Consider the following 13582-nt stretch of genomic DNA (forward strand, 5'->3'; position numbering starts at 1 on the left):
TAGCGTAGACGCATTTTTGTGCCTTAGAACAAACTTATGAATCCAACACCAAAAACAGCTTTTATTACCGGAGTTACCGGACAAGACGGCGCTTATCTTAGTGAATTTTTATTGAAAAAGGGTTACATCGTACACGGTTTAAAAAGACGTTCCTCTTTATTTAATACGGATCGGATTGATCATTTGTATCAGGATCCTCATGTGGAAAATCGGAATTTCATTTTGCACTATGGCGATATGACCGATAGTACGAATTTAACCCGATTGATTCAGGAAATTCAACCAGATGAAATTTACAATTTGGCTGCCATGAGTCATGTAGCGGTTTCTTTTGAAACACCGGAATATACCGGAAATGCGGATGGATTAGGAACGCTCCGTATTTTAGATGCTGTTCGTTTGTTAGGATTGGAGAAAAAGACGCGTATTTACCAGGCTTCAACCTCTGAATTATATGGTAAAGTTCAGGAAGTACCGCAATCCGAAACAACGCCTTTTTACCCAAGATCTCCTTATGCTGTAGCAAAGATGTATGCGTTTTGGATTACGGTTAATTATAGAGAGGCTTATGGCTTGTATGCCTGTAATGGGATTTTGTTCAATCATGAATCACCGATACGTGGCGAAACTTTTGTTACTCGAAAAATTACCAGAGCCACATCCAGGATTGCCCTGGGATTGCAAGATAAGTTATACTTGGGGAATTTGGATGCCAAACGTGATTGGGGTCATGCCAAGGATTACGTCCGCATGATGTGGATGATTTTGCAAGCAGACGTAGCAGAGGATTGGGTAATTGCTACAGGAAAAACAACAGCAGTACGTGACTTTGTTAGCATGAGTTTTGCAGAAGTTGGGATTGAATTAGAATTTAGAGGGGAAGGAATTAAGGAACGAGGATTTGTTGCGTCTTGCACTAATCCAGACTACCAATTGGAAATTGGAAAAGAAGTATTGGCGGTAGATCCGGCTTATTTTAGACCTACTGAAGTCGATTTGCTTATTGGTGATCCAACGAAAGCCAAAACTAAACTAGGATGGGAATGTCAATATGATTTAGCAGTATTGGTCGAAGATATGATGGAAAGTGATTTGCATTTGGTGAAGAAAGACCAGTATTTGAAAGAGGGTGGGTATATTACTTTGAATTATTTTGAGTAAGATTTTGTTGCTTAAGAGAAGGTTAATTCTTACCGGCAAGGTAATTGGTTAACTGTTTAATCGATTAGGAAAAGATTAATTAGTTTATCTAGCAATATTACATGAGAGGATAGTCCTTGACTGGATATTGAATAAAGATATTATAAACAAGCAGCCAAGACTTTAGCATTATTGGAATATGCGTTGAAATTTAAAACATTAAATAATAGTCAAAGATAAATTTCTAAACCATTGTAATTGAGGTCGTATTTTTATTGTGGCGATTTTTGGGGATTGGTAAGTAATTAGTTATCCACATTTTATTAATACGACCGAAATTACTTTAATTGTATCAAATTTAGAAAAAATTTGTATTAAAGGTATTGAATACCGCCTGACAGGCAGGAAATGAACACGATCGTAATTCCTCATTTGACACAGTAGCAGCAAACTCTAATGACTCTAAAGTTACATGGTTAAAAATAAAAATTAGATTTTCCAAATCTTTTGAGCTTATTTATTTGTGTGTGTCAATAAATCATAATACAGTAAAGTTTATCTAAAATTTTTAATATTTATATACGTGTTGGTTTTAGTCATCGCTTTGTTAGTATTGGTTGGTTAGGTGAACTTAATCGGTTTGGAAGGATTAAAAAGTTAATCCTCTAAGAGAGTTAAATGTTAAGAGAAATTTAATAAGCATATATCTAATTCTATTTTATTAGTATTGTATTTCGCTGTTTATCAGCGTTTTCATGTATAAAAATCACAAAAATGAAAGTTAAAAATATTTGTTGTCTAGGTGCCGGTTACGTTGGTGGTCCAACCATGTCGGTTATTGCCTTGAAATGTCCTGAAATTAGAGTGACGGTAGTCGATTTAAATGATGCACGGATTGCAGCTTGGAATAGTGAAGATTTAGAAAATTTGCCTGTGTACGAGCCTAGACTCGCGGAAGTGGTTGCGGAAGCTCGTGGTCGTAATCTTTTTTTTAGTACTGATGTCGATGCTGCTATTGATGCTGCCGATATGATTTTTATTGCTGTTAACACGCCCACTAAAACATACGGTGAAGGAAAAGGCATGGCAGCGGATCTCAAATTTGTAGAATTATGTGCCCGACAAATTGCTCGTGTGGCTACAACCGATAAAATTATTGTTGAAAAATCAACCTTGCCCGTACGAACTGCCGAAACGTTGCAGACTATTTTGGACAGTACCGGAAACGACGTTCATTTTGAAGTGTTGAGCAATCCTGAATTTTTGGCTGAAGGAACTGCTATTGAGGATTTATTCAATGCTGACCGAGTTTTGATTGGTGGAAAACAAACAGAAAGTGGTCGAAAAGCGACACAAGCCTTGGTGGATATTTATGCGCATTGGTTAAGCCCAAAACAAATATTAACTACGAATGTTTGGTCGTCCGAATTATCGAAATTAACCGCGAATGCTTTTCTTGCCCAACGAATTTCATCAATCAATGCTTTATCGGCATTGTGTGAAGCGACCGAAGCCGACGTCGATGAAGTGGCGAATGCCATTGGAACGGATAGCAGGATAGGACCTAAGTTCCTGAAAGCCTCTGTGGGTTTTGGAGGATCTTGTTTCCAGAAAGATATTTTAAATTTAGTGTATTTGTGTCGCTATTTTAATTTACCAGAAGTAGCTGCTTATTGGGAACAAGTTATTATTTTGAATGATTATCAAAAACACCGGTTTGCTAAAAACATCATTACTTCTCTTTTTAATACCGTAAGCGGAAAAAAAATTGCTTTTTTGGGTTGGGCCTTTAAAAAAGACACCAATGACACCCGAGAGTCTGCCGCTATCTATGTGGCTGATCATCTGATTGAAGATGGTGCAGAAGTTCATGTATATGATCCAAAAGTATCAGAAGCTAAAATTAAAGGGGATATGCGTTATTTGTGGGAATTAAACGGTGTTACCGAACAACGAATTATCTTCAAATTGAAACAAATTTTTGTTTACAAAACTCCGATGGAGGCTGTTGATCTAGCCCATGCTATTGCGTTATTGACGGAATGGGATGAATTCAAGACCTATGATTGGGAAACTATTTACGAAAAAATGTACAAACCTGCTTTTGTATTTGATGGTCGTAATATTTTAGATGTGATTAAATTAACAGCTATAGGTTTTCAAGTTAAGGGTATTGGGAAGGGGTAATAATAATAATAATAATAAGCACGATATATATTGTTTAAAATTCAATTAAAAAACAGCAAATCATTTATTTGTTCTGAAGATCAGACCATCTTTGAAGCTGCGAAAATCGCAGGTTTAATATTAGAACACAGTTGTTTATCTGCACGTTGTAAAAGTTGCTTGGCTAAGGTTGTTGAAGGAAAAACTATAGAAATAGGAGAGGATCTTGTTTTAAGTAGTTCAGATAAACAAGAAGGATATATTTTAACGTGTAACACAAAACCGTTATCCCATGTAATATTAAATATTGAAGATATAGATAATGTGGATTTAAGTCATCCTAAAACTATTCCTTCAAAAATCGATGTTTTAGAGTTTGTAAGTAAGGATGTTGTCAAACTAGTTTTAAGAACTCCTCCTAATTCTTATATTGATTTTCTATCAGGTCAGTATGTTAACATTATTATGGGATCTATTAAAAGAAGTTATTCTTTAGCTGCTGCTAGAAGAAATGATCACAAGCTGGAGTTTTTTATAAAGAATTACAAAGGCGGTGTAATGAGTAACTATTTATTTGAAAGTGCCAAAATAAATGATGTTTTAAGATTAGAAGGAGCATTAGGTACTTTTTTTTATAGACATAAGAAATCAAAGAATATAGTTTTTTTAGCAACAGGTACAGGAATCGCTCCTGTTAAGTCAATTTTAGACCACTTTGACGGTAATCCTGAGTTAGTATCCAATAAAAACATATGGGTTCTATGGGGAGCTAGGTATGAAGAGGAATTATTTTGGGCTCCAAAATACCAAAATATAAAATTGCATTTCATCCCAGTTCTATCCCGCACAAACCCTAATTGGAAAGGAGCAAAAGGGTATGTACAAAATGTTTTACAAGAACACGAAATAGATTTGTCAGACGCACAAGTATATGCTTGTGGTTGTAATGACATGATTAACTCTGCTTTTAAACTTTTAGCGGAAAAGGGGCTACCCGAGCATCAATTTTATTCGGATGCCTTTGTCAGTTCTAATTAAACAATCATTAAAAAATTATAAACATGAAAGCAGTTATTTTAGCTGGGGGTCTTGGTACTCGCCTAAGTGAAGAAACCGTATCCAAGCCTAAACCGATGGTGGAAATTGGTGGTAAACCCATTTTATGGCATATTATGAAGACCTATTCCTATTATGGAATTAATGATTTTATCATTTGCTGCGGTTACAAGGGTTATGTTATTAAAGAATATTTTGAAAACTATTTTTTACACCAATCTGATATTACTTTTAATATGAAAGATAATAAGATGGTGGTTCACAAAGAAAGAGCTGAACCATGGACGATTACTCTTGTAGATACGGGTGATAATTCGATGACAGGTGGAAGGCTTAAAAGAATAGCATCGTATTTAAACGAAGATGAAGATTTTTGTTTTACTTATGGTGATGGCGTTGCAGATGTAGATATTGATGCCTTGTTAAAATTTCACAAGTCGCATGGAAAAGAAGCGACGCTAACAGCTACTTTCCCACCAGGACGATTTGGAGCATTAGAAATAGTAGAAAATGAAGTACGTCAATTTCAAGAAAAACCCAGAGGTGACGGTGCTTTAATTAATGGTGGTTTTTTTGTGCTATCACCAAAAGTGATCAGTAGAATTAAAGACGATTCGACAATTTGGGAACAAGAACCGTTAAAAGGCCTAGCAAAAGACAATCAATTGATGGCATTCAAACATGAAGGTTTTTGGCAGCCTATGGATACTTTAAGAGATAAAAATCTTTTAGAAGAATTATTGGAAACTAACACAGCACCATGGAAATTATGGGAGGACTAAAAGGTCAGGTTTGTGTAGAATTTTGGAAAAACAAACGGGTCTACTTAACGGGTCATACCGGTTTCAAAGGAAGTTGGTTGTCACTATGGTTGCATGAGATGGGTGCAATTGTAAAAGGGTATTCCTTAGCTCCATATACGAGTACTAGTTTATTTGAAGAGGCCAGAGTTTTTGAGGGAATGGATTCTGAAATTGGAGATATTAGGAATTTAGAATTAGTAACTAAAAGTATGACTTCTTTTGATCCTGATATATTGATACACATGGCGGCGCAGCCCTTAGTCCGTTTGTCGTATGCCTCACCTGTAGATACCTATGCTACTAATGTGATGGGTACCATTCACGTACTTGAAGCTGCTCGTCAATGTAAAAAACTGAAATCGATTGTTGCTATTACTACTGATAAATGTTATGAAAATAAGGAATGGACTTGGGGGTATCGTGAAAATGAACCTATGGGAGGCCACGATCCATATAGCAGTAGCAAAGGCTGTTGTGAATTGTTAATCGCTTCTTACAGAAAATCTTTTTTTAATGATATAAATTCTCCTGCATTGGCTTCAGTTCGTGCTGGTAATGTTATCGGAGGAGGAGATTGGTCAGATGATCGCTTGATTCCCGACATTTTGAAGGCTTTTGAAAAATCAAATCCTGTAATAGTTAGAAATCCGCTTTCTACAAGACCTTGGCAACATGTTTTAGAACCTTTATCCGGTTATTTGGTTTTAGCTCAAGAATTATATAACAATGGAGATCAATTTGCAGAAGGATGGAATTTTGGCCCCAAAGACGAAGATTGTCAATCAGTAGAATGGATTTTAAATACCATGATAAAAACATGGGGTGAAGGAGCATCTTGGCAATTAGATACCAATAGCAACCCTCATGAAGCGGGTTTTTTGAAATTAGATTGTTCCAAAGCAGCCCAAGAATTGAAATGGATGCCTCAATGGAATTTAGAATTCACCCTAAAATCGATTGTTGATTGGCACAAAGCCTGGATTAATAATGCAGACATGAAAAAACAATGTTTACAAGAAATAAAATTATACGCTAATAAATTATAATGGATAAGAAAGAACAATTAGAAAATTTAAGAAATGAGATTGCAGGTTTAGTTTCAAAATTTGCAGCTATAAACTATGCTCCAACTCCGTTTGTTCCTGGCGAAACCGTTGTTCCGCCTTCTGGAAAATTATTAGGCGAGGAGGAGATGCAAAATATGGTGGCAGCCTCGCTTGATGCATGGCTAACGACAGGACGCTTTAATGCAGAATTTGAAAAAAAATTAGCTGAATTTTTAGGGGTTAAGCACTGTTTATCCGTAAACTCTGGTTCTTCTGCCAATTTGGTTGCTTTTAGTACTTTGACATCACCTAGATTGGGTAATCGTGCCATTAAAAAAGGAGATGAAGTTATTGGAGTGGCAGCTGGTTTTCCTACAACGGTTAATCCCATCGTACAATTTGGAGCTATTCCTGTTTTTGTAGATGTTGACATACGGACACATAATGTAAATGCCGACTTGATCGAGGCGGCTATTACACCAAAAACGAAAGCGATTATGCTGGCGCATGCCTTAGGAAACCCTTTTAATTTGAACAAAGTAACGGAGCTTTGTAAAAAATATAATTTATGGTTGATAGAAGATACTTGTGATGCCCTTGGAGCGGAATATAATGGACAAAAAGTAGGTACTTTTGGAGACATAGGGACTCTTAGTTTTTATCCTGCTCACCACATGACTATGGGTGAGGGTGGTGCTGTATTCATGAACTCATTAGAATTAAAATCTATTGCTGAATCTTTTAGAGACTGGGGAAGAGACTGTTATTGTGCGCCCGGCTGTGATAATACCTGTGGCTGTCGCTTTGAGCAAAAACATGGTGATTTGCCTTATGGTTATGACCATAAATATGTTTATTCTCACTTGGGCTACAATTTGAAAATTACTGACATGCAAGCAGCTTGTGGCTTGGCTCAATTAGATAAATTAGATTTTTTTATTGCCAGACGGCGTGAAAATTTTAGCTATTTAAAAGAAAAATTACAGTCCTTGAATGAATTTATTAATTTGCCTGAAGCTACAGAAAACAGTAATCCATCTTGGTTTGGATTCCCAATTACTTTAAAAGATGGCTGTGGATCGAACCGTGTTGACTTGTTGCGATTTTTAGATGGCCATAAAATTGGTTCTCGTTTGTTGTTTGCAGGTAATGTAAGTAAGCAGCCCTATTTTGCAGATGTAGAATATCGTATAGTTGGTGAGTTAACTCATACTGATAAAACAATGAACGATACTTTCTGGATTGGGGTTCAACCGGCTTTAACTAATGATCATCTTGATTTTGTAGTGGAGAAGATGGAAGAGTTTTTCGGATTAAATTTTTAGTTTTATGCAAAAGACTATATTGTTAACTGGTGCTACAGGCTTTTTAGGAAGTCATCTTTTGGAATCTTTTATTAAACAAGATTTTAAAGTAATCATATTAAAAAGAACTTCATCTGATTCTTGGCGGATAAACCATTTATTTGATAAAGTAAAAATTTATGATACAGATATCGATGGTTTTAAAAAAATTTTCGAGAACGAAAAAATTGAAATTGTTATAAATACGGTATGTAATTATGAAAGAGCTAGTGAAAGTTTAATTGATGTCGTTAATGCAAATTTGATATTTGGTTTGAATTTATTAGATGAAGCAATAAAAAATAATGTAAAGACATTCATAAATACGGATTCGCTACTACCAAGAAATCTTAATAATTATAGTTTGTCAAAGGCACAATTGTCAGATTGGCTTTATAAATATTCAAATCAAATACAAGTAATTAATTTTAAGATTGAGCACATGTATGGACCTAGGGATGACAAAAAGAAGTTTCTTCCTTGGTTAATAGGTGAAATGATTAATGGAACAAATGATATTAATTTAACTTCAGGTATTCAAAAAAGAGATTTTATTTACATCGATGATGTGGTTGATGTTTATAATATTGTCATACAAAAAAAACTTACTTTACCAAAGTGGAACCAATTCGATGTGGGTACAAATTTATTCACAGAAGTTAAGGAGTTTGTCTTGACAATTGCAAATAATTTAGAAAAAACAACATCTAAAGTCATAATTGCTAGACTAAAGTTTGGAGCGATAAGTTATCGACAAGGTGATATAATGATACCAGAATTAGATAATTCTAAATTATTAGATTTAGGATGGTATCCGAAAATAACATTTAACAAAGGAATTATTAATTTATTAAAAACATTAAAATGAAATATTTAATAACAGGTGGTTGTGGTTTTATTGGAAGTAATTTAGCCGCCGAAGTATTAAAACGAGGAGAAGAATTGGTGGTTTTTGATAATTTGTTTCGTTTTGGAAGTGCTAAAAATTTAGAATGGCTTAAAAATATTGGAGATTTTAAATATTACCCACATGATATTCGTAATCTAAACGATATGGAAACGGTAATTAAAGACGAAAAACCTGATGTTGTTTTTCATTTAGCTGGTCAGGTTGCCATGACAACTTCCATCAGTAACCCCCGGTTGGACTTTGAAATTAATGCTATGGGTACTTTTAATTTATTAGATTCAATTAGAAAGTATTCGCCAAATACCATGGTCTTATATTCTTCTTCAAATAAAGTTTATGGGGATTTTGAAGATTTAACTTTTGAAGAAAATGAGACACGTTATACTTGTAAAGAATATCCAAATGGATTTGATGAATTCGCACCACTTAATTTTCATTCACCTTATGGTTGTTCTAAAGGAACCGCAGATCAATATTTATTAGATTTTAATAGAATTTACGGCATTAAAACAGTTGTATTTAGACATTCATCAATGTATGGTGGAAATCAACATGCAACAATAGATCAGGGTTGGGTAGGATGGTTTATCCAAAAAGCTTTAGAAATTAAAAATGGAAATTCAAAAGATCAATTTACAATTTCTGGAAACGGAAAACAGGTTCGAGATGTATTGCATGCTTCAGATGTAGTAAGACTATATTTTAAAGCAGTTGAAAATATTGAAATTGCAAAAGGGAACTCATTTAATATAGGTGGAGGTATTAGTAATAGCCTCTCGCTATTGGAGTTATTTAAATTATTAGAAGAATTGCTAAAAATTAAAATGGCATATAAACAACTTCCATTTAGGGAAAGTGACCAATTAGTTTTCATCGCAAATAATGACAAGGCAAAAAAATTATTGAACTGGTCTCCTAAAACAACTACTGAAAAGGGAATAGAAGATAGTATTGAATGGGCTGAGACAATTTATGCAATTTAGTCTGTTTTTTGGTATTTGTAAAGAGTTTAGTACTTGTATCAAAATTCAGCAAGTATGATGATTTATAGACATTTTTTAATAAATGTTTGCTGAGACGTATTTTTAATAAAAAGAATTTAAAAAGTTCCTCGTGGTAAGATTGTTAAGGATAGTAGTAGTATATAACATTAGATCAACGAATTATTATAATTATTTTTAAAGCGAGGACAATTGCTTAAATTAATACCCGAAACTTTAATTAAAATACTTAAACTATGTAGTACAAATGGATAATCAAAATATTTATATAATAGGAATTGTAAAGGGGACTAGTAGAACTCAAAATCTTATTAAATTTTTGTTAGATCAAAACAGAGATATATTTTATAATTCTCTTGAAACTAAGATTTTTTTTAATAAAAAAGGTTTTAAAGGAATACTGAGAAAAATTTTGAGGGGGTTCGAAGAAACTTTAAAATATATAGACAAGGTCTATAACATATTAATCTCAGATATTGTTGTGCTTCCAGCGATGTGTAATAACTATCAATTTGATTTATACATAGCTAAAATATTAAAAAAAACAATTATCACAGATTTTTATATTTCGTTTTATGATACATGGGTTCTAGATAGAAATGAAGTTGATCGTTTTTCAAAGCAAGCCAAAAAGTTACTTAGCTATGATGTAAATTGCATTAGCAATGCTGATTACGTATTGTTTTTAAATAGTACAGAACGTAAATATTATTTAGACATTTTAAATATTCCTTACAATATCAATAAACATTTAATTGTCCCTTTATGTATTGAAGAATCAATAAAAACACCTAATAGTTATTATTCTAAAAATTTTGAAGAAAGAGTTTTTAATATTTGTTGGTGGGGTGGTTATATCCCTTTACATGGATTAGAAAAAATTATTAGTGCTTGTAATATTCTTAATAAGGAGTATGAATTAAATTTTCATTTATATTTATTTGGGAGTAGTGATGGAAAAAATAAGGAATATTTGGATTTGATTTCTAGTTTAAATCTATCTTCAGTCATTTCCATAGATAATACGAGTACTTTTAAGAACGGAAAACTTGGTAATTTTCTTCAAAATAATTGTGATCTAGTTTTAGGTAATTTTGGTGATAGTGAGAAGGCAAAAAAAGTTTTAGTTAATAAATTAATTGATGGAGTTGCAATGAAATCTCCAGTACTTACTGGTGAATCAGTAGCTCCTCATGAATATTTTAGCGAAAATGAAATTTTCTATACATTAAATACACCTGAGTCGATGGCAGCTAAAATGTATTTTATATCCCAACTAGACGCTAAGGAAATTCAAAATAGGGTTGATAAAGCGTACTTAATATATTTAAAAGAATTTTCTGTAAATGCATATACTAATAAAATGAAGGAAGTATTAGATAGAATCAATTCAGAGATTTCTAATTAGATGAATTCAATTTGCAAGAACAATTAATTAAGTTTAATTAATTGTATTTGTTAAATATTTTAAATTTTAGCAGTTATTAGATAAACATAAAACTTCGGTAAAGGAAGCTGTATGTTTTTTCTAGTTTTTATTGGTATTAGTAGTGAATTTTAATTAAAGAGGTTTGAGGAATTCTAAGTCAAATGAATTATAACAGTATTCTAATTTTTTAACATTTTTATTTTCATTTTGAAAGACAAATTAATTACAATCAAACAACATTCGAAGTACAATAAAGTATTGAATTGGGGGAAGCTGATTAGTATTACTGGTAGTGCCCAAATCATTGTACAAGGTGTGGGATTACTTAGTGGTATTCTTGTTATTAGGATATTACCCTTACATGATTATGCGTTTTATACGCTAGCTAATACCATGCTGGGAACTATGACGGTATTATCTAATGGGGGTATCTCTCATGGAGTCATGGCCCAAGGCGGAAAAGTATGGCAGGATAAGAAAAAACTAGGTACTGTACTTGCGACTGGAATGGATTTAAGACGAAAATTTGCGATATTTAGTTTACTAATTGCCGTGCCTATTTTAATTTATCTTTTATTGAACAACGGAGCTAGTTGGTTAACGAGCGTACTGATAGTAGCGGCTTTAATTCCTGCTTTTTTTGCTGCACTATCGGATTCTCTGCTTGAAATAGTACCTAAACTACATCAAAATATACTGCCATTACAAAAAAACCAAGTGGCTGTTGGAATAGGCCGATTGTTATTGACCACGTTAACATTATTTGTGTTTCCCTGGGCATTTATAGCTATTATAGCCGCAGGAATACCACGTATTTGGGGTAATTTTCAATTGCGTAAAATAGTATACACTTCAGCAGATAAATATCAATCTTATGACAAAGAAGTTCGTGCGCAAATTTTAACTGTTGTAAAGCGAGTTATGCCAAGTTCCATTTATTATTGCGTATCGGCACAAATTACTATTTGGTTAATTTCTGTATTTGGTAATACTACATCTTTGGCTCAATTAGGTGCTTTAGGGAGATTAAGTATGATTCTTGTTCTTATTAATGTCTTAATATCTACTTTAATTGTTCCTCGATTTGCAAAATTAGCGGAAGATAGAAGGTTATTATTTCATCGTTTTTTAATAACAATGGGGATATTAGCTGTTATATTAAGCACAATAATATTTATTGTGTATTTATTCTCAACACAAATACTCTGGGTTCTTGGTGATGGTTATAAGGGCTTGGATTATGAGCTCCTTTTGAATATTATAGGTAGTTGTATTAGTGTATTGGCAGGAACAGCATTTTTTTTACACAGTAGTAGAGGCTGGGTCATAAATCCTATTCTATTGATAGTTGTCAATCTAATAGCCATTGTTAGTTTTGTTAGTATTTTAGACTTAAGTAGTTTAAAAGGATTTTTGTTTTTAACGATTGGTATAAATATTATAGGTTTATTGCAAGCAATTTTATTTTCTAGTTATAAAATAATGAAAATAAAATAAATACATTATGAAAATATAAAATCTCCAAAATAATAATTTGCTTAAACACTAACTAATATTTTATTTAAAGAAAACCAACATAAATGAATTCAAATATATTAATTTCCATAATTATTCCGGTTTACAACGCAGAGCATTTTATTTTTGAAACATTAAGTTCTTGTCTAGATCAATCGTATTCAAATATTGAGGTCATCATTGTAAATGATGGTAGTACAGATTCTTCGGAACAAGTTGTTAGTCAATTTAAAGACCAAAGAATACAGTATTATAAAATTAACAATATAGGTGTTTGTGGCGCAAGAAACTATGGTATTCAAAAAGCACAAGGTGATTTGATTCAATTCTTAGATGCTGATGATGCTTTAGATAAAGATAAGCTTTATGAACAAGTTTTGCTTTTTCAAGAACATGGTGATGAATATATTTATAGTGCACGAATGGGGCAAATTATTAATAGGATAAGTAGTAAGCAACCTGAATACTCATTATATCAAAAAGATTTCTCACCTCAAGATTATTTTGAAACCTTATTAAATCAGTTTGGTAAATATTTAACTACTGGAATATGGCTAACACCCGCTAAACTTATACGATCCATTGAAGGATGGGATGCAAATGTAGTTGCGAATAATGATGGGGAATATTTTATGAGAGTGATATTGAATTCTAAAGGAATTAAATATACTAAAAACTCAATTTTTTACTATCGAAGGGACAATGTTTTGAGTATTAGTAAAAAGAGAAATAAAAAAACATGTGAAGGTTTTTTAAATTCGTATATATCTTATGCTAAACATTTTTTGATATTTTTTGAACCAAAAACCGGAAAAAAATTGGCATGGAAAGCATTAAGTATTTATTATTGTAGTTTTTATGGAGCTTATTCTGATCTCAGTAGATCCTGTTTACTTGAAATTAACAGAATAGGTTATTCTAAACCACATGCACACGGTGGGCAAACTTTTTTGAAAGTTGCAAAATGTTTAGGAGTTATAAATGCACTTCAAGTATGGAATCTTAAAAGTAAAATCTTTAAAAGAAACTAGTATAATTTATTATAATGAAATCATATTACTCAGAGCTAAGGTTGTACGTCTGCAATCATTTTATTGCAAATATTCCTAGTCATCGATTTAGATAATGGTATTATATAATGATTATGGGGTTTGAAAGTGGGAATAATAGTAC

At 32.7% G+C, this 13582-nt stretch carries 11 protein-coding genes; all 11 read left to right on the forward strand.

From position 1 onward, the window contains the following. Positions 1–36 precede the first annotated feature (36 nt). Positions 37–1161, forward strand: coding sequence for a GDP-mannose 4,6-dehydratase (gene gmd / locus ACP7AV_RS13775; protein ID WP_426092441.1), 1125 nt, complete (start codon positions 37–39; stop codon positions 1159–1161). 753 nt (positions 1162–1914) lie between these two features. Continuing rightward, the gene (locus tag ACP7AV_RS13780; protein WP_426092442.1) at positions 1915–3327 is read left to right on the forward strand and encodes a nucleotide sugar dehydrogenase; all 1413 of its coding nucleotides are present in this window, start codon (positions 1915–1917) and stop codon (positions 3325–3327) included. Between the two features lie 30 nt (positions 3328–3357). After that, entirely contained in the window at positions 3358–4344 is a 987-nt protein-coding gene (locus ACP7AV_RS13785; protein WP_426092443.1) for an FAD-binding oxidoreductase, read from the forward strand. 23 nt (positions 4345–4367) lie between these two features. Then, complete coding sequence (gene rfbF, locus ACP7AV_RS13790) at positions 4368–5144, forward strand: glucose-1-phosphate cytidylyltransferase (protein ID WP_426092444.1); 777 nt, start codon at positions 4368–4370, stop codon at positions 5142–5144. Further along, positions 5123–6211: a CDP-glucose 4,6-dehydratase gene (gene rfbG / locus ACP7AV_RS13795; protein WP_426092445.1), complete on the forward strand. Its 1089-nt coding sequence runs from the start codon at positions 5123–5125 to the stop codon at positions 6209–6211. The genes rfbF and rfbG overlap by 22 nt, the downstream gene beginning before the upstream one ends. Next, entirely contained in the window at positions 6211–7536 is a 1326-nt protein-coding gene (gene rfbH / locus ACP7AV_RS13800; protein ID WP_426092446.1) for a lipopolysaccharide biosynthesis protein RfbH, read from the forward strand. Before rfbG ends, rfbH begins: the two co-directional genes overlap by 1 nt. A gap of 4 nt (positions 7537–7540) precedes the next feature. Continuing rightward, positions 7541–8422, forward strand: a complete 882-nt coding sequence (locus tag ACP7AV_RS13805; RefSeq protein ID WP_426092447.1) for an NAD-dependent epimerase/dehydratase family protein — start codon at positions 7541–7543, stop codon at positions 8420–8422. Further along, positions 8419–9447, forward strand: a complete 1029-nt coding sequence (locus ACP7AV_RS13810) for a GDP-mannose 4,6-dehydratase (protein WP_426092448.1) — start codon at positions 8419–8421, stop codon at positions 9445–9447. The genes ACP7AV_RS13805 and ACP7AV_RS13810 overlap by 4 nt, the downstream gene beginning before the upstream one ends. Before the next feature lie 265 nt (positions 9448–9712). Beyond that, complete coding sequence (locus tag ACP7AV_RS13815) at positions 9713–10873, forward strand: hypothetical protein (protein ID WP_426092449.1); 1161 nt, start codon at positions 9713–9715, stop codon at positions 10871–10873. A 228-nt stretch (positions 10874–11101) separates the two neighbouring features. Beyond that, positions 11102–12391: a lipopolysaccharide biosynthesis protein gene (locus tag ACP7AV_RS13820; protein ID WP_426092450.1), complete on the forward strand. Its 1290-nt coding sequence runs from the start codon at positions 11102–11104 to the stop codon at positions 12389–12391. Positions 12392–12474: 83 nt separating this feature from the next. After that, positions 12475–13440, forward strand: coding sequence for a glycosyltransferase family A protein (locus tag ACP7AV_RS13825; protein ID WP_426092451.1), 966 nt, complete (start codon positions 12475–12477; stop codon positions 13438–13440). Positions 13441–13582 lie beyond the last annotated feature (142 nt).

This window comes from Flavobacterium sp. DSR3-2 (assembly GCF_049896525.1).
Taxonomy (GTDB): Bacteria; Bacteroidota; Bacteroidia; order Flavobacteriales; family Flavobacteriaceae; genus Flavobacterium.

Coding starts and splice junctions, on each gene's coding strand:
- rfbG (WP_426092445.1), top strand. CDS start 5,123: ATGGAAATTATGGGAGGACTAAAAGGTCAGGTTTGTGTAGAATTTTGG.
- ACP7AV_RS13825 (WP_426092451.1), top strand. CDS start 12,475: ATGAATTCAAATATATTAATTTCCATAATTATTCCGGTTTACAACGCA.
- ACP7AV_RS13805 (WP_426092447.1), top strand. CDS start 7,541: ATGCAAAAGACTATATTGTTAACTGGTGCTACAGGCTTTTTAGGAAGT.
- ACP7AV_RS13815 (WP_426092449.1), top strand. CDS start 9,713: ATGGATAATCAAAATATTTATATAATAGGAATTGTAAAGGGGACTAGT.
- ACP7AV_RS13780 (WP_426092442.1), top strand. CDS start 1,915: ATGAAAGTTAAAAATATTTGTTGTCTAGGTGCCGGTTACGTTGGTGGT.
- rfbH (WP_426092446.1), top strand. CDS start 6,211: ATGGATAAGAAAGAACAATTAGAAAATTTAAGAAATGAGATTGCAGGT.
- rfbF (WP_426092444.1), top strand. CDS start 4,368: ATGAAAGCAGTTATTTTAGCTGGGGGTCTTGGTACTCGCCTAAGTGAA.
- gmd (WP_426092441.1), top strand. CDS start 37: ATGAATCCAACACCAAAAACAGCTTTTATTACCGGAGTTACCGGACAA.
- ACP7AV_RS13810 (WP_426092448.1), top strand. CDS start 8,419: ATGAAATATTTAATAACAGGTGGTTGTGGTTTTATTGGAAGTAATTTA.